Origin of the sequence: Afipia sp. GAS231, from assembly GCF_900103365.1 — a bacterium.
Classification (GTDB): domain Bacteria; phylum Pseudomonadota; class Alphaproteobacteria; order Rhizobiales; family Xanthobacteraceae; genus Bradyrhizobium.
Genome location: NZ_LT629703.1, coordinates 1990717 through 2013192 on the forward strand (window position 1 = coordinate 1990717; position 22476 = coordinate 2013192).

The 22476-nt window shown below is 63.2% G+C and carries 24 protein-coding genes; 18 read left to right on the forward strand and 6 right to left on the reverse strand.

The features are described from left to right. The first annotated feature begins 142 nt into the window (after positions 1-142). The 10 genes from BLS26_RS09505 to BLS26_RS09550 all read left to right on the forward strand — a co-directional run bounded on the left by BLS26_RS09505 (position 143) and on the right by BLS26_RS09550 (position 9903). Positions 143-874: a cytochrome c biogenesis CcdA family protein gene (locus BLS26_RS09505; protein WP_092510437.1), complete on the forward strand. Its 732-nt coding sequence runs from the start codon at positions 143-145 to the stop codon at positions 872-874. Positions 875-1017: 143 nt separating this feature from the next. Beyond that, the gene (locus BLS26_RS09510) at positions 1018-1482 is read left to right on the forward strand and encodes a DoxX family protein (protein WP_092510439.1); all 465 of its coding nucleotides are present in this window, start codon (positions 1018-1020) and stop codon (positions 1480-1482) included. Positions 1483-1570: 88 nt separating this feature from the next. After that, positions 1571-3364, forward strand: a complete 1794-nt coding sequence (locus BLS26_RS09515; RefSeq protein WP_172804577.1) for a thioredoxin domain-containing protein — start codon at positions 1571-1573, stop codon at positions 3362-3364. A gap of 404 nt (positions 3365-3768) precedes the next feature. Then, complete coding sequence (locus BLS26_RS09520) at positions 3769-4032, forward strand: hypothetical protein (protein WP_092510443.1); 264 nt, start codon at positions 3769-3771, stop codon at positions 4030-4032. Positions 4033-4217: 185 nt separating this feature from the next. Beyond that, positions 4218-4475, forward strand: coding sequence for a hypothetical protein (locus BLS26_RS09525; protein WP_244541896.1), 258 nt, complete (start codon positions 4218-4220; stop codon positions 4473-4475). A 184-nt stretch (positions 4476-4659) separates the two neighbouring features. Next, positions 4660-5511, forward strand: coding sequence for a DUF692 domain-containing protein (locus tag BLS26_RS09530; RefSeq protein WP_092510444.1), 852 nt, complete (start codon positions 4660-4662; stop codon positions 5509-5511). Between the two features lie 14 nt (positions 5512-5525). Next, positions 5526-6311 (forward strand): DNA-binding domain-containing protein, encoded by a 786-nt coding sequence (locus BLS26_RS09535; RefSeq protein ID WP_210186254.1) that lies wholly within the window; start codon positions 5526-5528, stop codon positions 6309-6311. Positions 6312-6330: 19 nt separating this feature from the next. Then, entirely contained in the window at positions 6331-7113 is a 783-nt protein-coding gene (locus BLS26_RS09540) for a creatininase family protein (protein ID WP_092510448.1), read from the forward strand. Next, positions 7113-8102, forward strand: a complete 990-nt coding sequence (locus tag BLS26_RS09545) for a hypothetical protein (protein WP_244541897.1) — start codon at positions 7113-7115, stop codon at positions 8100-8102. Before BLS26_RS09540 ends, BLS26_RS09545 begins: the two co-directional genes overlap by 1 nt. 112 nt (positions 8103-8214) lie before the next feature. Beyond that, entirely contained in the window at positions 8215-9903 is a 1689-nt protein-coding gene (locus tag BLS26_RS09550) for a SulP family inorganic anion transporter (protein ID WP_092510450.1), read from the forward strand. Between the two features lie 133 nt (positions 9904-10036). On the opposite strand, the gene BLS26_RS09555 is transcribed toward BLS26_RS09550, so the two are convergent. The 3 genes from BLS26_RS09555 to BLS26_RS09560 form a co-directional block, all read right to left on the reverse strand. Next, on the reverse strand, positions 10037-11047 hold the full coding sequence (locus BLS26_RS09555; RefSeq protein ID WP_244541898.1) for a Spy/CpxP family protein refolding chaperone: 1011 nt from the start codon (positions 11045-11047) through the stop codon (positions 10037-10039). 23 nt (positions 11048-11070) lie between these two features. Further along, positions 11071-11316 carry a hypothetical protein gene (locus tag BLS26_RS36680; protein ID WP_244542072.1) on the reverse strand — a complete coding sequence of 82 codons (246 nt, stop codon included), beginning with the start codon at positions 11314-11316 and terminating at the stop codon, positions 11071-11073. Positions 11317-11523: 207 nt separating this feature from the next. After that, a complete protein-coding gene (locus BLS26_RS09560) occupies positions 11524-12942 on the reverse strand; it encodes an FAD-binding oxidoreductase (protein WP_092510454.1) in 1419 nt (472 codons plus the stop codon). 127 nt (positions 12943-13069) lie between these two features. Here BLS26_RS09560 and BLS26_RS09565 point away from each other — a divergent pair, with 127 nt between their 5' ends. Beyond that, complete coding sequence (locus BLS26_RS09565; protein WP_092517872.1) at positions 13070-13555, forward strand: thioesterase family protein; 486 nt, start codon at positions 13070-13072, stop codon at positions 13553-13555. A gap of 20 nt (positions 13556-13575) precedes the next feature. Here the strand turns inward: BLS26_RS09565 and BLS26_RS09570 are convergent, their stop codons facing one another. Continuing rightward, on the reverse strand, positions 13576-13749 hold the full coding sequence (locus BLS26_RS09570; RefSeq protein ID WP_092510456.1) for a DUF1328 domain-containing protein: 174 nt from the start codon (positions 13747-13749) through the stop codon (positions 13576-13578). A gap of 291 nt (positions 13750-14040) precedes the next feature. On the opposite strand from BLS26_RS09570, the gene BLS26_RS09575 reads away from it, so the two are divergent. The 6 genes from BLS26_RS09575 (at position 14041) to BLS26_RS09600 (ending at position 20419) form a co-directional block, all read left to right on the forward strand. Continuing rightward, entirely contained in the window at positions 14041-16671 is a 2631-nt protein-coding gene (locus BLS26_RS09575) for an ATP-dependent helicase (protein WP_172804578.1), read from the forward strand. A gap of 85 nt (positions 16672-16756) precedes the next feature. Next, the gene (locus BLS26_RS09580; RefSeq protein WP_092510460.1) at positions 16757-16951 is read left to right on the forward strand and encodes a type II toxin-antitoxin system HicA family toxin; all 195 of its coding nucleotides are present in this window, start codon (positions 16757-16759) and stop codon (positions 16949-16951) included. 8 nt (positions 16952-16959) lie between these two features. Next, entirely contained in the window at positions 16960-17250 is a 291-nt protein-coding gene (locus BLS26_RS09585; RefSeq protein WP_092510463.1) for a type II toxin-antitoxin system HicB family antitoxin, read from the forward strand. 145 nt (positions 17251-17395) lie between these two features. Beyond that, entirely contained in the window at positions 17396-18520 is a 1125-nt protein-coding gene (locus tag BLS26_RS09590) for a DUF2336 domain-containing protein (RefSeq protein WP_092510465.1), read from the forward strand. Between the two features lie 217 nt (positions 18521-18737). Then, positions 18738-19661, forward strand: coding sequence for an ABC transporter ATP-binding protein (locus tag BLS26_RS09595; RefSeq protein ID WP_092517873.1), 924 nt, complete (start codon positions 18738-18740; stop codon positions 19659-19661). Beyond that, on the forward strand, positions 19658-20419 hold the full coding sequence (locus BLS26_RS09600) for an ABC transporter permease (protein WP_092510467.1): 762 nt from the start codon (positions 19658-19660) through the stop codon (positions 20417-20419). The genes BLS26_RS09595 and BLS26_RS09600 overlap by 4 nt, the downstream gene beginning before the upstream one ends. A 118-nt stretch (positions 20420-20537) precedes the next feature. Here BLS26_RS09600 and BLS26_RS09605 read toward each other — a convergent pair whose 3' ends face one another. After that, on the reverse strand, positions 20538-20855 hold the full coding sequence (locus BLS26_RS09605; protein ID WP_092517874.1) for a hypothetical protein: 318 nt from the start codon (positions 20853-20855) through the stop codon (positions 20538-20540). 309 nt (positions 20856-21164) lie between these two features. On the opposite strand from BLS26_RS09605, the gene BLS26_RS09610 reads away from it, so the two are divergent. Next, positions 21165-21971 (forward strand): L,D-transpeptidase, encoded by an 807-nt coding sequence (locus tag BLS26_RS09610; protein WP_092510469.1) that lies wholly within the window; start codon positions 21165-21167, stop codon positions 21969-21971. Between the two features lie 44 nt (positions 21972-22015). On the opposite strand, the gene BLS26_RS09615 is transcribed toward BLS26_RS09610, so the two are convergent. Beyond that, positions 22016-22474, reverse strand: coding sequence for a DUF6691 family protein (locus BLS26_RS09615; RefSeq protein WP_092510471.1), 459 nt, complete (start codon positions 22472-22474; stop codon positions 22016-22018). Positions 22475-22476 lie beyond the last annotated feature (2 nt).

Genomic DNA, 22476 nt, shown 5'->3' on the forward strand with positions numbered 1-22476 from the left:
CGGATGCCGGACACGGCATCCCCGGGGTGCCGGACACGGCCCTGTGACCGAAGTTGAAGCGGTTAGCGACGAAACTTCTGGATTGCCTGTTCCGTACAAGCCAAGACGGCGCTATGCCTTGGCAATTCTCGAAGGTCACGCAATGCACGATGTTTCCATCCCGGCGGCCCTGATCGCCGGTCTTGTCAGCTTCCTGTCGCCCTGCGTGCTGCCGCTGGTGCCGCCCTATCTGATCTATCTGACCGGCGCGACCATCGAGCATGTCAGTAATGACGAATCCACCCAGGCCTCCAAGCGCGCGGTCATGACTTCGGCGCTGATGTTCGTGCTCGGCTTTTCCACCGTGTTCGTGGCGCTCGGCGCCAGCGCTTCCATTATCGGCGGCCTGATCCGCGCATGGTCGGCGGAGCTTTCGATCGTAGCCGGCATCGTCATCATCATCATGGGCCTGCATTTCCTCGGCCTGACCCGGATCGGGCTGTTGATGCGCGAGGGACGGCTGACGGCGCCCAAACCGGTCGGGCTGTGGGGCGCTTATGTGATGGGGCTCGCTTTCGCGTTCGGCTGGACCCCCTGCATCGGCCCCATCCTGGCGGCGATCCTGTCGATCGCGGCGGCGGAAGCCACGGTGACCAAGGGCGCGGGACTGCTGGCGATCTATTCCGCCGGGCTCGGAATTCCGTTCCTGCTGGCGGCTTTCATGATCGAGCAGTTCTCCTCGCTGTTCGCGCGGATGAAGCGCCATCTCGACACCGTCGAACGCGCGATGGGCGTGTTGATGGTGGTCACCGGCATCGGCTTCTTGACCGGCACCGTCTCCAGCATCAGCATCTGGCTGCTGGAGACTTTCCCCGCGCTGCAAAATTTCGGCTAAGGCCCCGTAACAAGCGGGTCGGCCATTGCGAAACTCCTGCCAGAACCAGGCTGCCGCGATCGCGGCCGCGGCATTTTCGTCCGCGCTGGATTGAAGAGGCCGCAGGCTGCGGTTTCACATCGCCATACTTGAAGGGGGTTCGCATGAATTTTATCGTCAATCTGCTCATCCTGTTGCCGGCGCGGATCGCGTCGTATTTTTCCTGGGCCGGACCGCTGCTGATGCGACTGATCGTCGGCTACACCTTCCTGCTGACCGGCTGGGGCAAACTCACCAACCTGGCGCAGGTGACGGAGAATTTCGTCGGATGGGGGATTCCGTTCCCGAAGATCCTCACGCCGTTTGTCTCGGGCGTGGAATGCTTCGGCGGCGCCATGCTGATCCTTGGCCTGTTCACCCGGATTCCCGCCGCGATGCTGGCGGTGGTGATGCTGGTCGCGATCAGGTCGGCGAAATGGGGCGACGTCGATTCGCTGGAAACGCTGCTCGGTTTCGAGGAAATGACCTACTTCGCCGCCTTCATGTGGCTGGCGATCTGCGGTCCCGGCAACGCCTCGCTCGACCGGCTGCTGGTGAATGCCGCGGGGCACCCCAAGGAATCGACCTGACCGCTCACGATGCCGTGACATCGCGGAAACTGTGAGCCCGGATTTTTTCGCGCTCGTAGCTCTCTCAACGACAGCTCCGGGAGCCGCCATGAAACTCGCCCGCATTGCCACGCTTGCCATCACCGCGCTTGCGGCATCGCCCTCCCTTGCGGCCGACGGGCCGAAATGGAGTGGCTGGGACGACGAGCTGTTCACGCGCGCCACGGCCGAGGAGCGCTTCGTCATTCTCGATCTCGAGGCGGTGTGGTGCCACTGGTGCCACGCGATGGAGAAGACCACCTATTCGAACCCGCAAGTTCAGGAATTGCTGGCCTCGAAATACCTGCCGGTTCGCGTCGATCAGGACGCCAACCCCGATCTGTCCAGCCGCTACGGCGACTGGGGCTGGCCGGCGACGATCGTGTTCGGTCCTGACGGCACCGAAATCGCCAAGATCAGGGGCTACATCGAGCCCGAGCGGATGCAGGCGCTGCTCAAAGCCATCATCGACGATCCCTCGCCCGGGCCGTCCGTAGGCGAGGCCTTTGAGGTCAAGCCATCGACATCGGCGTTCCTCAACAAGGAGCAGCGCGCGGAGCTGACCAAGAACTACGACGACTCCTACGAGGAAAATCTCGGCGGCTGGGGCGAGAGCCAGAAATACATCGATGCCGACAGCCTGGATCTCGCCATCGTCAGAGCCGAAAGCGGCGACGCCACCGCGATCAAGCGCGCCCGACAGACGCTCGACGCCGCCATCGCATTGATCGATCCGGTCTGGGGCGGCGTGTTCCAGTATTCCGAGGCCGGCTCCTGGAGCCATCCGCATTTTGAAAAGATCATGTCGTTCCAGGCGCAATACCTGCGGCAATACAGTCAGGCCTATGCCCTATGGAAGGATCCGAAATACCTCGCCGCTGCCCGCAATATCGAACGCTATCTCACAGCCTTCCTGGCCGGCCCCGACGGCGCGTTCTATGTCAGCCAGGACGCCGATCTCGATCACGACACCGACGGCCATAAATATTACGCGCTGCCGGATGGCGAACGCCGCAAATTGGGGATGCCGCGCATCGACAAGAATTTGTACGCGCGTGAAAACGGCTGGGCGATCTCGGGACTGGCGGCCTATTACGATGTCGCCAACGATCCCAAGACGCTTGAGATCGCGGTCCGATCAGCGAAATGGGTGATCGACAACCGCGCGCTGCCTGACGGAGGCTTCCGCCACGGCGACAAGGATCGCGGCGGCCCGTTCCTCGGCGACACCGTGGCGATGGGTCAGGCCTTCCTCGATCTCTATGCCGCGACCGGAAACCGCGACTGGCTGACCTCCGCCGCCAAAGCCGGCGATTTCGTCACAACTTTTCGCGATGATTCCGGTGGCTTCGTGACGTCAAAGACGCCGGAAGGCAAGACCGGTGTGTTCGCCAAGCCTGCCAAGCTGATGGACGACCAGGTCCAGGTTGCGCGCTTCATGAACCTGCTCGATCGCTACTACGGCAATGCGAGCTATCGCGAGCAGGCCTCGCACGCGATGCGCTATCTCGCCAGCGCATCGTCCGAGATGATGCGCCCGCTGCCCGGCGTATTGCTCGCCGACGAAGAACTCGCGGTCGAGCCGACCCATATGACAATCGTCGGACACAAGGACGATCCAAAGGCGCAGGCCTTGCACGCCATCGCCCGCGCGCTGCCGGCCCGGTACAAGCGCCTGGAATGGCTGGATCTGCGCGAAGGCAAACTGCCCAATCCCGACGTCGAGTATCCCGATCTCGGCGAACCCGCGGCCTTTGCCTGCAGCAACCGCATCTGCTCGTTTCCCTCCTTCACTGCCGAGGAATTGCAGGCCACGGTCAAGCAGATGGCGAAACTGAAGCCGACACGGGCGGCGCTGAACTAAATTTCATTGTGCATCGCAACGAAGTCGCCGGGCTTGCTGCCTAATCGATTGCAACGGCGCGATTTCTGCGTCGCCGACACCTGTTTCCGGTCTTCGGCCGCGCAATGAAATACTACCGGCGCGACGGGGTTAGACATGGACGGGTTGTCCAACTGCAAAAAATGAAAATTTTCTTTCGAAACTCTGTAACCAAATCGCCCGATGCCCCGTAGCTGTTTCTGGATGAGCACTCAAACCCGGCGACGACGTCCTCCGGCGCCGCCACCGCGGTCTGATTGTTTTCCGGTACTTCCCCCGCGTTGTGCGGGTCCGTGATCCCTGGGGTCATCCTTTGGATGATCCTTGGATCACTGGATGCTCACGGCGTCACCTTTTGTCTTCAAACAATCATCGAGGAGATCGTCATGAAGTTGAATTCCAAATCCGGCGCCACGCTCGCGGCGGCCGCCGCCACCCTGTTCCTCGCCGGCGCAGTTGCCACCACTGCGTCGAGCCCGGCAAACGCCGCGCAGGGCAAGTGCATGGCGGGCAATGCCTGCAAGGGCCAGAGCGCCTGCAAGGGCGGTACGAATTCCTGCAAGGGCCTGAACGCCTGCAAGGGCACCGGCTTCTCGATGACCTCGGCCGGCAAGTGCGCGGCCATGGGCGGCGCTTACGTCAAGAGCTGATTGAACAGAAACGAAAGGGGCTCGGCATCCGTGCCGGGCCCTCCTCTTTCCGGCCATGATTAAAATTAATTTAGCTGGCCGTGTAACCAATGCGAAGCGGGAGCGTAGCTCTCACCAGGTGCAGCCTCGAGCCGTAGACATCGCAGCTCGCGGGCGATGCACCGACACAATTGTTGGAGGATAATATGAAGATGACTTCCAAGTCCGGCGCCGCCATTGCCGCCGCTGCAGCTACGCTGTTCCTGGCCGGCGCCACCATGTCGACCGTGTCCTATGCCGCCGGTGAAGGCCACTGCGTCGGCGCCAACGCCTGCAAGGGCCAAAGCGCCTGCAAGGGCGGCAACCATTCCTGCAAGGGCCAGAACGCCTGCAAGGGTCAGGGCTTCTCGGCCATGACCAAGGAAAAGTGCGACGCCGCCAAGGGCAAGTTCGAGCCGGCGTAACGCGGCTTCGATCCGGAGCGGGGCCCGGTGTAGGCCGGGCCTCATTTCCGTGGTAATTTGATCGCCAGCTCGGGGATCTTCAAGTCTTGGGCCTCCCGGTTGGCTCAGCGGTATAGGCGGAGACGACATGAACGTCGCAAGCAGATTGCCAGACAGTTCGGCAGCGGCGCTTGCAGACCGCCCGATGCAGGCGGCAAAGCCATCCTTTCTCGGCTTCGGTCTCGGGCTTCGTCACCAGCACTACGACGAAATCCTCAGCGGCAATCCCGATATCGACTGGTTCGAGGTCATCAGCGAAAACTACATGATCCCGGGTGGCCAGCCGCTGCGCACGCTCGACCTGATCCGCGAACGCTATCCGGTCGTGATGCACGGCGTGTCGCTGTCGATCGCCTCCACCGCCCCGCCCAATTTCGAATATCTGCAAGGCCTGAAAGACCTCGCCAGGCGGGTCGAGCCGAAATGGATTTCGGATCATCTGTGCTGGACCGGAGTCCACGGCAAGAACCTGCACGATCTGCTACCGATCCCCTACACGTCAGAGGCGCTCGACCACGTCGTCAGCCGCGTTCAGCTGGTGCAGGATTTCCTCGGCCGCGCGCTCGTGCTCGAAAATGTCTCGACCTACGTGCAGTTCAACAATTCCGAAATGACGGAATGGGAGTTCCTTTCGGAATTGTCGCGCCGCTCCGGCTGCTGGCTCTTGTTCGACATCAACAACGTCTATGTCAGCGCCTTCAACCACGGCTACGATCCCCTGACCTTCCTCAACGGAATTCCGGCGGATCGCGTCGTCCAGTTCCATATGGCCGGCCACAGCCATATGGGCACCCATATCATCGACACCCACGACCATCCGGTGTGCGAGGACGTCTGGGATCTCTATGTCGCGGCCCTGAAACGGTTCGGCCGGGTCTCGACCATGATCGAGCGCGACGACAACATTCCGCCGCTCGCCGAATTGCTCGAGGAAGTGAACCGGACCCGGGAGATCGCCGACAAGGTGTTGCCGGCGACGGGCATGCATGCAGGATGAGTAACTCATCCGGGATGAGCGATTTCGCGCGACAGCAGGCTGAATTTCAGCGCGGCATCCTGACCGGCGACGATACGGTGCTGGCGGAAATTCTCGACAGCCCCCGCGAAAAGCGCGAGACGCTGTTCGGCGTCTATCGCTATGCCTATGGCTCGCGGCTGGTCGATGCAATGCGCAACGACCACGAATTGCTGCACCTCTATCTCGGCGACGAGATGTTCGACGAGATGGGCCATGCCTATGTCAAGGCGCGCCCGTCCGAGCACCCGAACCTGCGCTGGTTCTCGCAAGGCTTGCCCGATTTCCTGAAATCGACGGAGCCCTATTCGAACCATCCCGTACTGTCCGATCTCGCCGCGCTGGAGAAAGCGCTCAACGACGCCTTCGACGCCAGGGAAGGCCCGGTGGTGGATCTTTCCGAGATGGCCGGCTTTTCGCCGGACGCGTGGCCCGATCTGGAATTCGTTCCGCACCCCAGCGCCGTCAGATTGGATCTAGCGACCAACGCGTCCGCAGTCTGGCTGGCGCTCAAGAACGAAGAGAACCCGCCAGACGCAGCCATGCTGGGTGAACCCGCGCGCCTCTTGATCTGGCGTCAGGACACGACGCCGATGTTCCGCGAGCTTGCCACCGAAGAAGCGATGATGTGGGATGAAGCCGCCAACGGCGTTCCGTTCGGCGTGCTCTGCGAAATGCTCGCGACCTATGACGATCCCGACGGCGCCGCGGCGCGTGGCGCGGGCTATCTGCACGGCTGGATTACATCGGGACTTTTGACGGGTGTTTCCGTCGGCGCTTAGATGAGATGAAAGGCCGGCCATGGCCGCGGACACCGATCGCCATTTCATCGAACGATTGACATGGGACGAGGTTGCGCGGCGCATTCATGACGGCGCGCCGGCGATATTGCCGATCGGTGCCGCCGCCAAGCAGCACGGCTTCCACCTCCCTCTCAATACCGATCGCCTTCAGGCCGAATGGCTCGCCGCCAGAATTGCCGGGCCAGTCGATGCCCTGATCTGGCCGACGCTGACCTACGGCCATTATCCGGCGTTCGTCGAATATGCCGGAAGCGGTAGCCTGTCGGCGGCGACGTTCGAAAATCTCGTGCACGAAGTTGCCGCGGCCATCCTCGGCGGCGGATGCCGAAAGCTGCTGGTGCTCAATACCGGAATCAGCACGCTGGCGCCGGTCGATCGCGCGCTGGCCCGTTTCGATGCCATCAGGGTGAAGCATGTCTGGACCCACGGAGGTCCCCGCTATCCCCGTGTCGCGAAAGAGTTGGCGCAGCAGCGCCACGGCAGCCACGCCGACGAGCTCGAGACTTCGCTGATGCTGGCGCTGGCGCCGCATCTCGTCGACATGGCGCGCGCCGAGGCAAGCCCTGCCGTGACGGAGGACACGCCGGGTCCGCTGACACCGTCCGATCAAAATTCGCCGAACTACAGCCGTTCCGGCAGCTATGGCGATCCGACGCTGGCGACACCGGCCAAGGGCGAAATGCTGCTCGCCGCCATGCTCTATGATCTCAACGAGCACGTTGCCGCTTTCGTCGCGAAGTCGGCCGAACCGAGATCCGCCGTGACGAAAGGCGTGTTGTGATGAAGAACGCCACGGCCTTTCGCTGGATCGTGGCCGGCGTCGTCATCGCGGCCATGCTGGCCAGCGTCGTTTCCTTCCGCGCCGACGCGCAATCGGAATACATGCGCGGCGACCGCATGCCTTACGACGCCTTCGACCGCCTGCCCCAGACCGATCTCGAAGTCGCTGATAGCACCATCCATGTTGCGTTCGCGCCCGGCGAGATTGCATTGCCCAGGGAAAAGCTGCTGGACTGGATCAGGATGTCGGCGAAGGCGGTCTCGACTTATTACGGGCGTTTTCCCGTCAGCTCGCTGAGATTGCTGCTGGTGCCGGTCGATGGTGCGCGGATTCGCGGCGGCACCACATGGGGCTATCGCGGCGCCGCCATCCGCATCCCGCTCGGCCGCGACTCCACCGAGGAGGTGTTGCGGCGCGACTGGGTCATGGTGCACGAGATGGTGCATACCGCCTTGCCCGATCTGGACCAGCGCTATGGCTGGCTGTCGGAGGGCCTCGCCGTCTATGTCGAACCGATCGCGCGGGTGCAAGCGGGCGATCTGGCCGCGCGCGCCATCTGGCAGGATATCATGCGCGATATGCCCAAGGGCCTGCCGGAGAGCGGCGATCAGGGACTCGACAATACCGACACCTGGGGCCGCAAATATTGGGGCGGCGCGATGTTCTGCCTGCTCGCCGACATCGAAATCCGCAAGCGGACCAACAACCGCCTCGGCCTGCAGGATGCGATGCGCGGCGTGCTGGCCGCCGGTGGCAACCACGAGAAGGATTGGTCGCTGGATCGCGTTCTTTCCACCGCGGACAGAGCGGTCGGCGTCGATGTGCTGACGCGGCTTCACAACGAGATGGGGCCAAGGCCGGTCACCCCCGACCTCGCGGCGCTGTGGCGCGATCTCGGACTGAAATCGCAGGGCGAGAGCCTCGAATTCGACGATACCGCGCCGCTCGCGGCGATTCGCAAGGCCATCACCGAGCCTCGCGCCGGGTGATTCTCTTCGCACGCGCAACACGCGTGGAACGAAGGCCCCGCACAAAGCTGGCTTTTCGCCGCGCGATATTGGAAGGTTCTCTGACTTGCTGCTGCGCAGAGAGCCTGACTTGATGACCGAGAGCACGCTGAAGAAAGCCAACTGGCCGGTGTTTCGTTCGCTGGCGTCGTTCCGCCCGAGCGACCTGCCGGGCGACCTGATCGCGGGGCTGACCCTGGCCGCCATCGCGATCCCCGAACAGATGGCCACCGCACGGCTCGGCGGTTTCTCGCCGCAGATCGGCTTCTTCGCCTTCATCGCGGGCTCGCTCGGCTTTGCCATGCTCGGCAGTAACCGCTTCCTGTCGTGCGGCGCCGATTCCACCATCACGCCGATCTTCGCCGGCGGCCTGGTGCTGATGGCAGCATCCGGCTCACCTGACTACCAAGCGCTCGCCGTCGCGCTGGCGCTGATGGTTGGCGTCATTCTCGTTCTCGGCAGCCTGTTTCGGCTGGGATGGATCGCCAACCTGCTCTCGACGCCGGTGACGGTCGGCTTCCTCGCCGGAATTTCCGTGCACATCCTGGTCTCGCAGATGCCCGGCGTACTTGGACTGCCGTCGCCGAAAGGACCGACGCTGGACAAGATCGCAGTGCTTGCGCAACATCTCGGCGAAAGCAATTTTTACACGCTCTGCATCGGCTTCGGCGTGCTCGCGGTCGTCGCCGGATCGGAAAAAATCAGTGCGCGAATTCCCGGCGCGCTGATCGGTCTGGTCGCGACCACCGCCGCGGTGATCCTCGGCCATCTCGAAAGCAAGGGCGTCAGCGTGGTCGGCACCGTGCCGGGAACGCTGCCGACGCCGTCGTTGCCTGACCTCGCTCCGGAGCGTTGGGTGAAGCTGGCACCGCTGGCATTCCTGATCGCCATCGTCGTGATGGTCCAGACCGCAGCGACCACGCGTTCCTTTCCCTCTGATCCCAGTCAGCCGGCCGACGTCGACCGTGATTTTCTCGGTGCCGGCGCCGGCAGCATCCTGGCCGGCCTGTTCGGCGCGTTTCCGGTCAACGCCAGTCCGCCCCGGACCGGCATCGTGTCCGAGACCGGCGGACGAACCCAGATATCCGGACTGTTCGCCGCAGCGATCGTGCTGGCGCTGCTGGCGTTCGGCGCCACGCTGTTGCAGCACGTGCCGGAAGCCGCGCTGGGCGGCGTGCTGCTGTTCGTGGCGCTGCGGATCATCAGGCTGAAGCAGATCATTACGATCTTTCGCCAATCGCTCGGCGAATTCCTGCTGATCGTGGCAACCGCCGCGGCCATTATCGTGCTGCCGATCGAACAGGGCGTCGCCGTCGGCATTGCGTTCTCGCTGCTGCACGGTATCTGGAGCACGACACGGGCGCGGCTGACAGAATTCGATCGTGTGCCCGGCACCACAATCTGGTGGCCCGCGAGCCGGCACATGGAAGGCGAACGAACCCCCGATGTCGCCGTCGTCGGACTGCAGGCGCCGCTGTCGTTCCTCAACGCCGACAATTTCCGCGCCGATGTGCTGAAGGTCGTCGGCGGCTCGACACCGAAGCCGCGGCTGCTGGTGATCGAAGCCAGCGGCATCGTCGAGATCGACTTCACGGCCGCGCAGATCCTGCTCGACCTCATCAAACAGTGCCAGGCGGATGGCCTCACTGTCGCCATGGCCCGGCTCGAATCGACGCGGGCGCAGCAAGCGTTCGCGCGCTTCGGAATCTACGACGTGCTGCCGAAGAACTGCATCTACCACAGCGTCGACGAAGCCGTGCGCACGCTTGCTGGGCAGAACTAATCACTTCGCATCGAGGCGCGACAAAGCAAGGATCTGGAGCTTCCGTTCTGATTCAATCAGAACCGAAGCTGCAGATCTTGTTTTGACGCGTTTTCTTCACGCGAACCGGTGCCCACTTCGCTGGAAAACGCTCTTAGGCTGATCGTTTCGGCCCGATCGCCTCGAACTGCGCCTTTTGCTCGTCATTGAGGGTGGCGTAGAAACTCTCGAGCGCGGCACGGACATCCTTGACGGCCTGCAGCATGGTGTCGAGCCGGCTGGAGACGGACGCAAGCCGCGCAGGCGGCGTCATGACGTCGCTCGCCTGGCACGCAGCTTTCAGTCTCTGCGCGGCATCGGCGCTGGTGTTCTGGAGCACCTGGAGCGCGGCGCGCTGGGTATCGTTCAGATGCAGTCGGGCGTCGATCTCGCCGGTCGGCCACTCCTGCGCCGCCGGTTGCGCAGCGGCGCAAGTGTTGGCAAGCGGTGCACTGCTGTCGCTTGCAGCCGATGCCTTGCGTTGATCCTCCGCCAGCGCGTTCAGCCGCGCCTTCTGCTCGGCGTCCAGCAAGCCGTAGAATTTCTCCAGCGGTGGCTTCACGATTCCGACCGCAGTGACCATCGCCTCGATCCGCTGCTGCATGGCCGCCAGGCGGTTCGGAGCGGTCAACACTACCTGCGCTGGACATGCCGCCTGTATGGTCCGCGCGGCCGTGAGCGAGGCGTTGCCGAGTTCACCGAGCGCCGCCAATTGCGCTTCCGTCGGCTGCACCGCATCCGCAACCTGATCGACCGGCAGGCCGGCAACCGAACGGCTGTCATTGCCGCACATCTGCTCGATCCGACCGCCGCCGCGATAACGGCGGCCGGCCCGGCGTTCCGGTAGATAGCCCCTGAGATCGTCATAGCCATAAGGTCCGAAGATCCCGGCATAGATGTCCGGGTAGCCGTAGCCCCAGAACCCGACGTCGTCGCCCCAGATCGCGTAGCCATAAATGTCGTTGTAGGCGAACGGCCAGAACAGCGGGCCGACCCAGCCATAGCCGCCGCCGCGATGCTGCCACCAGCCGTTTGCGGCCACCCCGCCCTGCCAGCCCGCGAGCGCCGCAGCCGCGGCGATCTGGGCGCGCGCCGCCGGATTACTCAGCAGTCGGCCGTTTCGCAATGCGCCACTGCGCGACAGCGAGTTCAGCGCGTGATGGAAATTTCCGGATCCGACCGCAGCATTTCGAATCTGACCGAAATTCGTGCCGTGCCGTGACGCGAAGGCTTGATGGCCGTGAAAGCTTGCGCGTCCAACCGCGTGGAACCTTCCGCCGCCATGATGTCCGCCGCCGCCAAAATGCACATGGCCGAAACCGTGGCCGCCGCCGCCATGACCTCCTCCATGCCCGCCGCCGCCATGCCCGCCGCCGCCATGCCCGCCGCCACCATGACCGCCGCCGCCTCTGGCCATCGCGCCGCCCGAGAGCGCCATCGCGAGGACAATGAGCGCAATTCCAATCAACCGCCTGGCCATGGCTCCCTCTTTGCGCCACGCCGCTGACACCGCGGCGCAAGGAAGACGCTTAGAGAACGGAAAAGTTCCACGCCCAGCCTTGCAGCGGCCGGGGCGGGAACAACGCGAAGCCTGACAACGCCTCAGGCGGCCGGCACGATCTTGCCCGGATTGAAAATGTTCTGCGGGTCGAGCGCCTGCTTCAGCGCCCGCATCGCGTCGATCGCCTCGGGGCCGAGTTCGGCCTTGAGGTATTTCTGCTTGCCTTGGCCGATGCCGTGCTCGCCGGTGCAGGTGCCGCCCATCGACTGCGCGCGTTCGACCAGCCGATGCATGAACTCCTCGCCGCGGGCCATCTCGTCGGGATTGTCGACGTCGCAGACCAGCGAGCAGTGGAAGTTGCCGTCGCCGACATGGCCGACGATCGGCGACAGCAGGTTGAGCCGCTTCAGGTCTTCCTCGGTCTCGGTGACGCAATCGGCCAGCCGCGAGATCGGCACGCAGACGTCGGTCGCAACCACGCCGGCCCCGGGTCGCAGTGCCTTCACCGACCAATAGGCGTCATGCCGCGCCTGCCAGAGCTTGGTGCGGTCCTCGGGCCTGGTGGTCCAGGTGAAATCGCCGCCGCCGCATTCGCCGGCGATTTCCTTGAAGTTCTTCGATTGCTCGGCGACATCGTTGGCGCTGCCATGGAATTCCAGCAGCAGCAGCGGCGTCTCCGGCAGTGTCAATTTCGAATAGGAATTGCAGGCGCGCACCTGCTCCGCGTTGAGCAGTTCGATCCGCGCGACGGGAATGCCGGTCTGGATCGCCAAAATCGTCGCCTGGCAGGCACCGCGCACGGTCTCGAACGAACAGGCGGCGGCCGCGATCGTATCGGGAATGCCGCGCAGCTTGATCGTCAATTCGGAGATGATGCCGAGCGTGCCTTCGGCGCCGACGAACAGATGCGTCAGGTCGTAGCCGGCGGAGGATTTCTTCGCCCGCGTCCCGGTCGTGATGATCTCGCCGTCGCCGCGCACCACTTTGAGCGCCAGCACGTTGTCGCGCATGGTGCCGTAGCGCACCGCGTTGGTACCGGAGGCGCGGGTCGACGCCATGCCGCCGAGCGAAGCGTCGGCACCGGGATCGATCGGAAAGAAAACGCCCTGGTCGCGCAGATGCTCGTTCAGCGCCTTGCGGGTCACACCGGGCTGGATCACGCAGTCGAGATCGTCGGCGTGCACTTCCAGCACCTTGTTCATGTCGCGCAGGTCGATACAGACGCCGCCGGCGGGCGCATTGACCTGCCCCTCCAGCGAGGTGCCGGTGCCGAACGCGATCACGGGAACAGAGTGTTTGGCGCAGATCCGCACCACGTCCTGGATATCAACGGTTTCCTGCGCCATCACCACCGCGTCCGGCGGCTGGGTCGGCAGCCAGGTGGTGGTATGGGCATGCTGTTCGCGCACCGCCTGCGAGGTGATCAGCCGGTTGCCGAACCGCGCCGCCAGCGCCGCAATCGCGCCGGCCAGCGCCTGCGGCTCCGGCCGCGTCGGATTGTTCGAAATCGTCATCGCCACGCAAAATTCCTCCCGGCTTTGAGACGACCGTGGCAAAGGATATAAAGGGGGTCAAGAGAGCAAAGGCAAGACAACCTGGGAACGGATGATGACGACGGGTACTGCGACCAAAGACAGCCTGAAGGATATGCCGCTGCCGTCAGCCCCGTTCCTGTCATCGGTGATGCAGATCGAGCCGCAATGGATCGACTATAACGGCCATCTCAACATGGCCTATTACAACGTGATGATGGACCGTGCGATCGACGAGATGTGGCTGCAACTCGGGATCGGACCCGGCTACATGAAGGAGCGCCACGGCTCGACCTTCACCGCCGAATGCCATGTCCGGTACTTACGCGAAATTCACCTCGGCGATCCCGTACAGGTTTCGGTCTATCTGCTGGCGACCGACGAGAAACGCATCCACACGTTTGAGGAACTGCGCCACGCGACCGAAGGCTGGATCTCCGCAACTTCGGAGAACATGACCGTTCATATCGACATGAATGCGCGCAAGGTCGCGCCGTTTCCGTCCGATATCCAGGCTCGCATCCGCTCCGTGGTCGAAAAGCACGCCACCGTCCCGAAGCCCGAGGGCACCGGACGCAAGGTCGCGATGCCCTCGAAATAGCTCACGCCAATCCGCTGGCGTTAAACCTGAGTGCGCCCGCGCGCCAGCCCGACCACGGCCGAGACCAGGAACAGGATCACGGCAATGAAAAAGATCGTCTTGGCGATTTCGATCGAGACGCCGGCGATGCCGCCGAAGCCCAAGATGCCTGCGATCAATGCGACGACCAAAAACGTTACAACCCAGCTCAGCATGACACGACCTCTATTGTCAGTTTCGTCTCGGATGGCAGCAGCTAGAAACGCTGCGCATCGACTGCAGAAACAATCCAGGGCAAGAACGAAGGTTCCTGGCACCGAAACCCCGAAATTTGGCGATTCGCGCGGAACCAAACCGCTAAGACCGGTCAAAATCAGCCCGGCAAGAACGCCGGGATAAAACCTGTCAAAACGGCCGATCAGGCCCTATATGGCCTGTAATCCCTAGCTATGAAGGCTCCCCTTCATCGCCCCACGGTGCCATCGTGGGGACAACACGATTCGCGAATGACCGAGCCGAGCAAACTGCCGCATCACGGCGTCCCCGAGCACCAGCCTGCGGCTGGCGGCATCGCCGCGCGTGCGCGGGCCGCGGCCGGTCCGCAATATCTCACCGGCCTCAATCCGGAGCAGCGTGAGGCGGTGGTCTCATTGGACGGGCCGGTTCTGGTGCTGGCCGGCGCCGGCACCGGCAAGACCCGCGTGCTGACCACCCGCATCGCCCACATCCTGAGCCAGGGCCGGGCCCGGCCGCACGAAATCCTGTCGGTGACCTTCACCAACAAAGCGGCGCGCGAGATGAAGCTCCGCCTCGGCCAGATGCTCGGCCAGGCCGTGGAAGGCATGCCGTGGCTCGGCACCTTCCATTCGATCGGCGGCCGCATCCTGCGCATCCATGCCGAGCTGGTGCAGCTCAAATCCAATTTCACCGTGCTCGATGTCGACGATCAGGTCCGGCTGCTGAAGCAATTATTGCAGGCCGAAAACATCGACGACAAGCGCTGGCCGGCACGGATGCTGGCCGGCCTGATCGACGGCTGGAAAAACCGTGGACTGACGCCTGCACAAGTTCCGGCCGGCGAAGCCGCAGTGTTCGGCAACGGCAAGGGCGGCAAGCTCTACGCCAGCTATCAGGAGCGGCTGAAGATCCTCAACGCCGCCGATTTCGGCGATCTGCTGCTGGAGAACATCCGGCTGTTCCGCGAACATCCCGACGTGCTCAGGCAATACCAGAACCGCTTCAAGTTCATTCTGGTCGACGAATATCAGGACACCAACGTCGCGCAATATCTGTGGCTGCGGCTGCTGTCGCAGGCGCCGTCGCGGACGGGCGCGCCGTTGTCGGCGATTATTCCGGGACATGTCGATGCTCCCGTCATTCCGAACGAAACCGCCTCCCCCGTCATTCCGGGGCGCGTCGAAGACGCGAACCCGGAAGTTCGAAGTGAAGAGGACTCATCTCGAGATTCCGGGTCTGCGCCTGCGGCGCATCCCGGAATGACATCCGCGCCGCAGGCCCCCCTGAAAAACATCTGCTGCGTCGGTGACGACGACCAGTCGATCTACGGCTGGCGCGGCGCGGAGGTCGACAACATCCTGCGCTTCGATCACGATTTTCCCGGCGCCAAGGTTATTCGCCTGGAACGCAATTACCGCTCCACCGGCCACATCCTCGCCGCCGCCTCGCACCTGATCGCGCACAACGAAGGCCGGCTCGGCAAGACGCTGCGCACCGAGGACGTCGACGGCGAAAAGGTCACCGTGACCGGCTCCTGGGATTCGGAAGAGGAAGCCCGCGCCATCGGCGAGGAGATCGAGGACCTGCAGCGCTCCGGCGAGAATCTCAACGAGATCGCGATCCTGGTACGGGCCTCGTTCCAGATGCGCGAATTCGAAGATCGTTTTGTCACGCTCGGCCTGTCCTACCGCGTGATCGGCGGCCCGAGGTTCTATGAGCGCGCCGAAATCCGCGATGCGCTGGCCTACCTGCGCGTGATCAATTCGCCCGCCGACGACCTCGCTTTCGAGCGCATCGTCAACGTGCCCAAGCGCGGCCTCGGCGATGCCACCGTGCAGATGCTGCACGACCACGCCCGCAAGCGCCGCATTCCCCTGTTCGAAGCCGCGCGGGCGGTGGTCGAGACCGACGAGCTGAAGCCGAAGGCGCGCGGGTCGTTGCGCGAACTGATCCTGCATTTCGACCGCTGGCGCGCCCGCCGCGAGGTGACCTCGCATACGGAACTGGCCGAAATCGTGCTCGACGAGAGCGGCTACACCGATATGTGGCAGAAGGATCGCTCCGCCGACGCCGCGGGCCGGCTGGACAACTTGAAGGAACTGATCCGCTCGATGGAAGAGTTCGAGAACCTGCAGGGTTTCCTCGAACATATCTCGCTGGTGATGGACCGCGACGGCGGGCCAGACGAGGAAGCGGTGTCGCTGATGACACTGCATTCCGCCAAAGGGCTCGAATTCGACAACGTGTTCCTGCCCGGCTGGGAAGAAGGCCTGTTTCCGAGCCAGCGCACGCTCGACGAACAGGGCCGCGCCGGCCTCGAGGAAGAGCGGCGGCTCGCCCATGTCGGCCTGACCCGCGCGCGCCGCCGCGCCAAACTGTATTTCGCCACCAACCGCCGCATTCACGGCACCTGGTCGACCACGATCCCGTCGCGTTTCCTCGACGAATTGCCGTCGCCGAATGTCGAGATCACGGAATCCAAGGGCGGCTCCGGCTGGGGCGGCAGCGGCGGTTACGGCGCCTCGCGTTTCGACAACGTCGAATCCTTCGGCTCCAGCTACACCACGCCGGGCTGGCAGCGCGCGCAGGCCAACCGCGCCAAAAATCGCAGCAGTGGCGGACAGGCGCGCGGCGGCTTCGACGAGGCCCAGTCGTCCTACGGCAGTTCGCGCGGCAAGACCGGCGGCTTCGCGCGCAACAAGCGCGGCCCGATGGTGATCGAGGGCGAACTGGTCGCAAAGTCCACCGGCACCGTTTCCGAATTCTCGCTCGACGACCGCGTGTTTCACCAGAAGTTCGGCTACGGCCACGTGGTGAAGGTCGACGGCAACAAGCTGACGATCGCGTTCGAGAAGGCCGGCGAGAAGAAGGTGGTCGATAGCTTTGTGGAGCGGGTGTGAGACAATGCTGGTTTCGATGCTGCGCTCACTGAACCCCGTTCGGTAGCCTTTAGTTTCCAGGTCACATGATCTCGGGAGACGTCTCATGTTGACCAGCAGCCGCGAGATAATTCGGCGTTTGGAGCGGGAAGGATGGACCCTTGTGCGTGTCACGGGTTCCCATCATGTTTTCAAAAACCCGGCCTCGGGAAATACGCTGGTCGTTCCTCATCCCAAGAAGGACTTGGGAAAAGGCTTGGTTCGTGCCATTTATAAGGGCGCGGGCTGGAACCCCGACTGAGGCTGAACATGGCTCACTACATCGCCATTATTGAGGATGCTGGACCGGACCACGCTGTGGGCGTCTGGTTTCCGGACCTGCCCGGTTGCACCTCCGCGGGCGACGATATCGACGAAGCTTTGCGTAATGCACCGGAGGCTCTGGAGCTGTACGCAGAGAGCTTCGAAGGCGACGGCAAGCCGCTGCCGCGTCCGCGAACGCTGACACAGCTCAAGGCCGATCCGGAAATTTCAAGCGAACTCCAGGCGCATATGGTCGCCCTGATCGAATTGCCTGCTCGCGCCCACGCGGCAGAGTGAACGCAGCCCCTGCTCGGCCGCCGGGCCGGGAAAAGCCCGCGAATTGTGCGGCATTTGAATGAATTGTGAGACCGAAAAATCGCAGGTGCCGGCGTAGCCTTCGGCCCTGGGGATCATTGGGTCCGTTCATCAGAGTTACCGAAAAATGACCAAGGCAAATCCATTTCTCAACGAGCTCGATGCGGTCGTCTCGCGCGGCACCCCGGAAAGCCGGGCGCGGGCGTTGTGGCATACCACCGATCTGATGATCGCGGGCCACCATAGCGAGGATGAAATCTGGACCCTCGGCGCCGTCATCGGCCGGCTCGCGGACGAGATTGAGGTCGCGGCCCGCGCGCAGCTCGCAGAGCGGCTGGCTCGCTTCAACGACGCGCCGGTCAACGTCATCCACAAGCTCGCCTTTGACGATTCGATCGATGTCGCAGGCCCGGTGCTCAAGGAGTCCGAAAAGCTCGAGCCCTACGCCATGGTCGCCAATGTTTGCCTCAAGAGCCAGTCGCATCTGCTCGCGATCTCGAAACGGGAATCGCTGGTCGAGATGGTGACGGACGTGCTGGTGACCCGCGGCGACCAGGAGGTCGTGACCTCCGTCGCCTCCAACAAGGGCGCGCGGTTCTCGGAGAGCGGGTTCCGGCACATGATCGAGCAAGCCGAAAACGATTCCGTTCTCGCCGAGCGATTAGGCCTGCGCCAGGACATCCCGCGACATGTCTTCGAGCAGCTGGTCGCAAAGGCGTCGGACGAAGTGAAGAAGCGGCTGCAACGCGAACGGCCCGACATGGTCAAGCCAATCCAGTCGACGCTGGCCAACGTCGCGAGCGAGCTGCAGTCCAAGCTCGGCCCGACTTCGAAGAGCTACGCCAGCGCGAAGCAAGCCGTGACGGCCCTGCATCGACAGGGCAAGCTGAACGAGAACAGCATTTCCAGCTACGCACGGACCCGCAAACTTGAAGAAGTCACCATCGGACTATCCCTGCTGTGCGCACTGCCTGAGGATCTGATCGAACGCGCTTTGTCGGACACGAACCGGGAAACGCTGCTGACTCTGGCCAGAGCCCACCGCTTTTCGTGGGATACGACCATGTCCCTGCTGTTTCTCGGCGCCAGGGATCACCGCATCGGCTCAACGGAGTTGAAGGACCTGAAGGACGAGTTTGGCCGTCTCAACATCGAGACATCGCGCGGCGTGCTGAAATCCTATCAGTCCCGCAACAATCCCGGCGATGCCAACCCCGGTGAGAAGCGTCAGCCCGCGCTGGCGGTGCGGTGAGACAGCGAATCCGGGTGTTGCCGGGCAGATCTCCGGCAACACACTGAATTGTGGTGCCTCCAGGTGAGCAAGCCACCCTTTTCCGATCCGTTTCCGGGCTGAGCGGCGCTTGCGCGGCCGCATCCGGGTTCCTATCTGTGAAAACTCGCCCCAAGATCAGGCCTGCCGCGCCGTTTGATCGCTTTTCGCATTTCCTGGTCAACTCATCATGCTCGTCATGTCTCCCATCATATCCGTCTCGAATCTGTCAAAAACCTACGGCTCCGGCTTCAAGGCGCTGAACGGCATCAATCTCGATATCAACAAAGGCGAGATCTTTGCGCTGCTCGGCCCGAACGGCGCCGGCAAGACCACGCTGATCAGCATCATCTGCGGCATCGCCAACCTGAGCGAAGGCCGGGTAATGGTGAACGGCTTTGACATCAACCGGGACTATCGCGCGGCACGCTCGCTGATCGGGCTGGTGCCGCAGGAATTGCATACCGACGCCTTCGAATCGGTGTGGGCCACCGTCAGCTTCAGCCGCGGCCTGTTCGGCAAGCCGAAGAACCCCGATCATATCGAGAAGGTGCTGAAGGACCTCTCGCTGTGGGACAAGAAGGACAACAAGATCGTCACGCTGTCCGGCGGCATGAAGCGCCGCGTGATGATCGCGAAAGCGCTGTCGCACGAGCCGCAGATCCTGTTCCTCGACGAACCGACCGCGGGCGTCGACGTCGAACTGCGCAAGGGCATGTGGGAAGTGGTGCGCGCGCTGCAGGCCTCCGGCGTCACCATCATCCTGACCACGCACTACATCGAGGAAGCTGAGGAGATGGCCGACCGCATCGGCGTCATCAACAAGGGCGAGATCATCCTGGTCGAGGACAAGGCCGGCCTGATGCAGAAGCTCGGCAAGAAGGAGTTGAAGCTGCACCTGCAAAGCAAGATCGATGCGGTCCCCGCCTCGCTCGCCGCCTACAACCTCGAACTATCCGACGACGGCCGTGCGGTGACCTACGACTACGACACCAAGGGCGATCGCACCGGCATCACCAGCCTGCTCAGCGACCTCAGAAATGCCGGCATCCGCATCTCGGACCTCGATACCAGGCAATCCTCGCTTGAAGACATCTTCGTCAGCCTGGTGAGGGCGCCATGAACTACCGGGCGATCCGCGCGATCTATATGTTCGAAATGGCGCGCACCTGGCGCACGCTGCTGCAGAGCATCGTCTCGCCGGTGGTGTCGACCTCGCTGTATTTTGTGGTGTTCGGCGCCGCGATCGGCTCGCGCATCACCTCGGTCGAGGGCGTCAGTTACGGCACCTTCATCGTGCCGGGGCTGGTGATGCTGTCGGTGCTGACGCAGAGCATCGCCAACGCCTCGTTCGGAATCTACTTTCCGAAGTTCGTCGGCACCATCTATGAAATATTGTCGGCACCGATCTCCTATCTGGAGATCGTGATCGGCTATGTCGGCGCCGCCGCGACCAAATCGATCATCCTCGGCCTCATCATTCTCGCCACCGCGTCGCTGTTCGTGCCGCTGCAGATCCATCACCCCTGGTGGATGCTGACCTTCCTGGTGCTGACGGCGGTGACCTTCAGCCTGTTCGGTTTCATCATCGGCATCTGGGCCGACGGTTTCGAAAAGCTGCAGATGATCCCGATGCTGGTGGTGACGCCGCTGACCTTCCTCGGCGGCAGCTTCTACTCGGTCAACATGCTTCCGTCGGGGTGGCGCACCATCACGCTGCTCAATCCGGTGGTCTACCTGATTTCGGGTTTCCGCTGGAGTTTTTACGAGATCGCCGACGTCAGCGTCGGCTTGAGCCTCGCCATCACGCTCGGCTTCCTCGCCGTCTGCATGGTTCTGGTGTGGTGGATCTTCAAGACCGGATACCGGCTGAAGAATTGACGCGCGGCTGTCATTCCGGGATGGTCCGAAGGACCAGACCCGGAATCTCGAGATTCCCCGATGCGCAATTGCGCATCTGAGGTTCGTGCTTCGCACGCCCCGGAATGACAACTCACCATCAATAACAGCGGAAGTGGCCATAGCGATTGTAGTACCCGCGGCAGCGATAGCCGCGATCGGGTATCCCGAACACGCCCTTGACCGCGCCCATGGCGCCGCCAACGCCGGCGCCAACCGCGCCGCCGACCACGCCGCCCACCGGGCCGGCGACCCGGTTACCTTCATAGGAGCCTTCCTGCGCCCCGCGTACGATGCCCTGGGCATGCCCGGCATGGGGAAGCGCCAGCAGCGCGAGAACGATGGCGGCGACTGCGAGCCAGAATCTGGCCGGTAAACCCACCGGCAGCGCTGCCGTCTTAACCCTGATTTTCTTCATCTTCATTCCCTGAGAAGCCGGCGTTTGCGGCCAGCGAGGTGGGACTTTTCAACGCCCGGCAGCCGGAAAAGTTGCGCGGCAGCTACCCCGAAGGTGAAGTCGGCGCCTCGCTGCTCGCGAAAAAGTCAGCAGCGGCAGCCCGATCAGCCGCGGCGCTGCCTTGATTGCGCCGTGAGGCACATTAACGATGCATCTGCAGGCTACTGGAACGAAAACCGGATTCCGGGCATATTGGATGCGCGGGGGACGGAGATAGGTAGTGCTGCAGCTTGGGCTCTTTAGAAAAGAGACCTGGAGGCCAAAGGTAAAATGCGTTCCTTCCTCATTGCTTTCAGCGCGCTGACGCTGCTCGCCTCAGGCGCCGCGCAAGCCAAAGTCGCCATCACCATTGACAAGGATAACCAGCAGATGACCGTCGCCGTCGACGGCGTCGAGCGTTATCACTGGCCGGTATCGTCGGGCATCCCGTCGCGTGAGACGCCGAACGGCAGTTTCCGCGCTTTCCGCATGGAAGAAGACCACTTCTCCAAGGAATTCGACGACGCGCCGATGCCGCACTCGATCTTCTTCACGAAGATCGGTCACGCCATTCACGGCACCGATTCCGTGAGCCGTCTCGGCACCCCCGCCTCGCATGGCTGCGTGCGGCTGTCGCGCGCCAACGCCTCGACGCTGTATGCGCTGGTCGAGCAGGAAGGCGTGCTCAACACCACGGTGACGCTGACCGGTTCGGCCCAGGTTGCGATGGCGCGTAATCCGCGTCCGCGCACAAATACGGCGGTCGCGCGCCAGGCCCCGCAGCCGCAGATCGACCAGCAATATGATTCCGCCGGCGATCCCGTCGTGATCACGCCGCCGCAGCAGCGCACCTTGCCGGTGCAGCGCGCCGATACGATACCGGCGCAGCGTGCCGATGACGGCTACATCTATCCGGCCGACGGCTCTTCGAACGAAGCGCGCTATCCGGCGCCGCCGAGCCGCCGCATCTACGACACCCAAGCCTATCAGCAGCAGCAGCAATATTACGGAAACCGCGGCTACGCCCCGGCGCCGCAAGGCTACTACCAGCCGCGGCCGCAATATCAGCCGCGCGGGCTGTTCACCTATCAGGATTAACCAGGTGCATTCCTTGCGATCGCAGCATCCCTGCGATCGCAACCTCATCCGTCCGTCGCGCTCGCGAGCGGACTGTTGCGCTGAACCGTCAGCCGCGATTTCTGCCAGACTTCGTGAAGCGCCATGCCGGCGGCCATCGCCACGACAAAGACGATGACGCCGGGCGACAGCGTCGCGAGACTTTCCAGCGCCGGTCCCGGGCACAGGCCGACCAGGCCCCATCCAACACCGAACAGCGCAGCGCCCGTCACCAGCGGCAGGTCGATCTCCGACTTGTTCGGCCAGAAATATTGTTGGGCCAGCCATGGGCGCGGCCGCTGGTTGGCCAGCATGAAGCCGGGCACCGAAACCGCGAGTGCTGCGGCCATCACCACCGCGAGGCTTGGATCCCACGCGCCAAGGATATCGAGGAAACCGAGAACCTTGGTCGGCTGCACCATTCCGGAGATGAGCAGGCCCGCACCGAAAATCAGACCGCACAGCAGGGGCGCAATGAACCGCATGG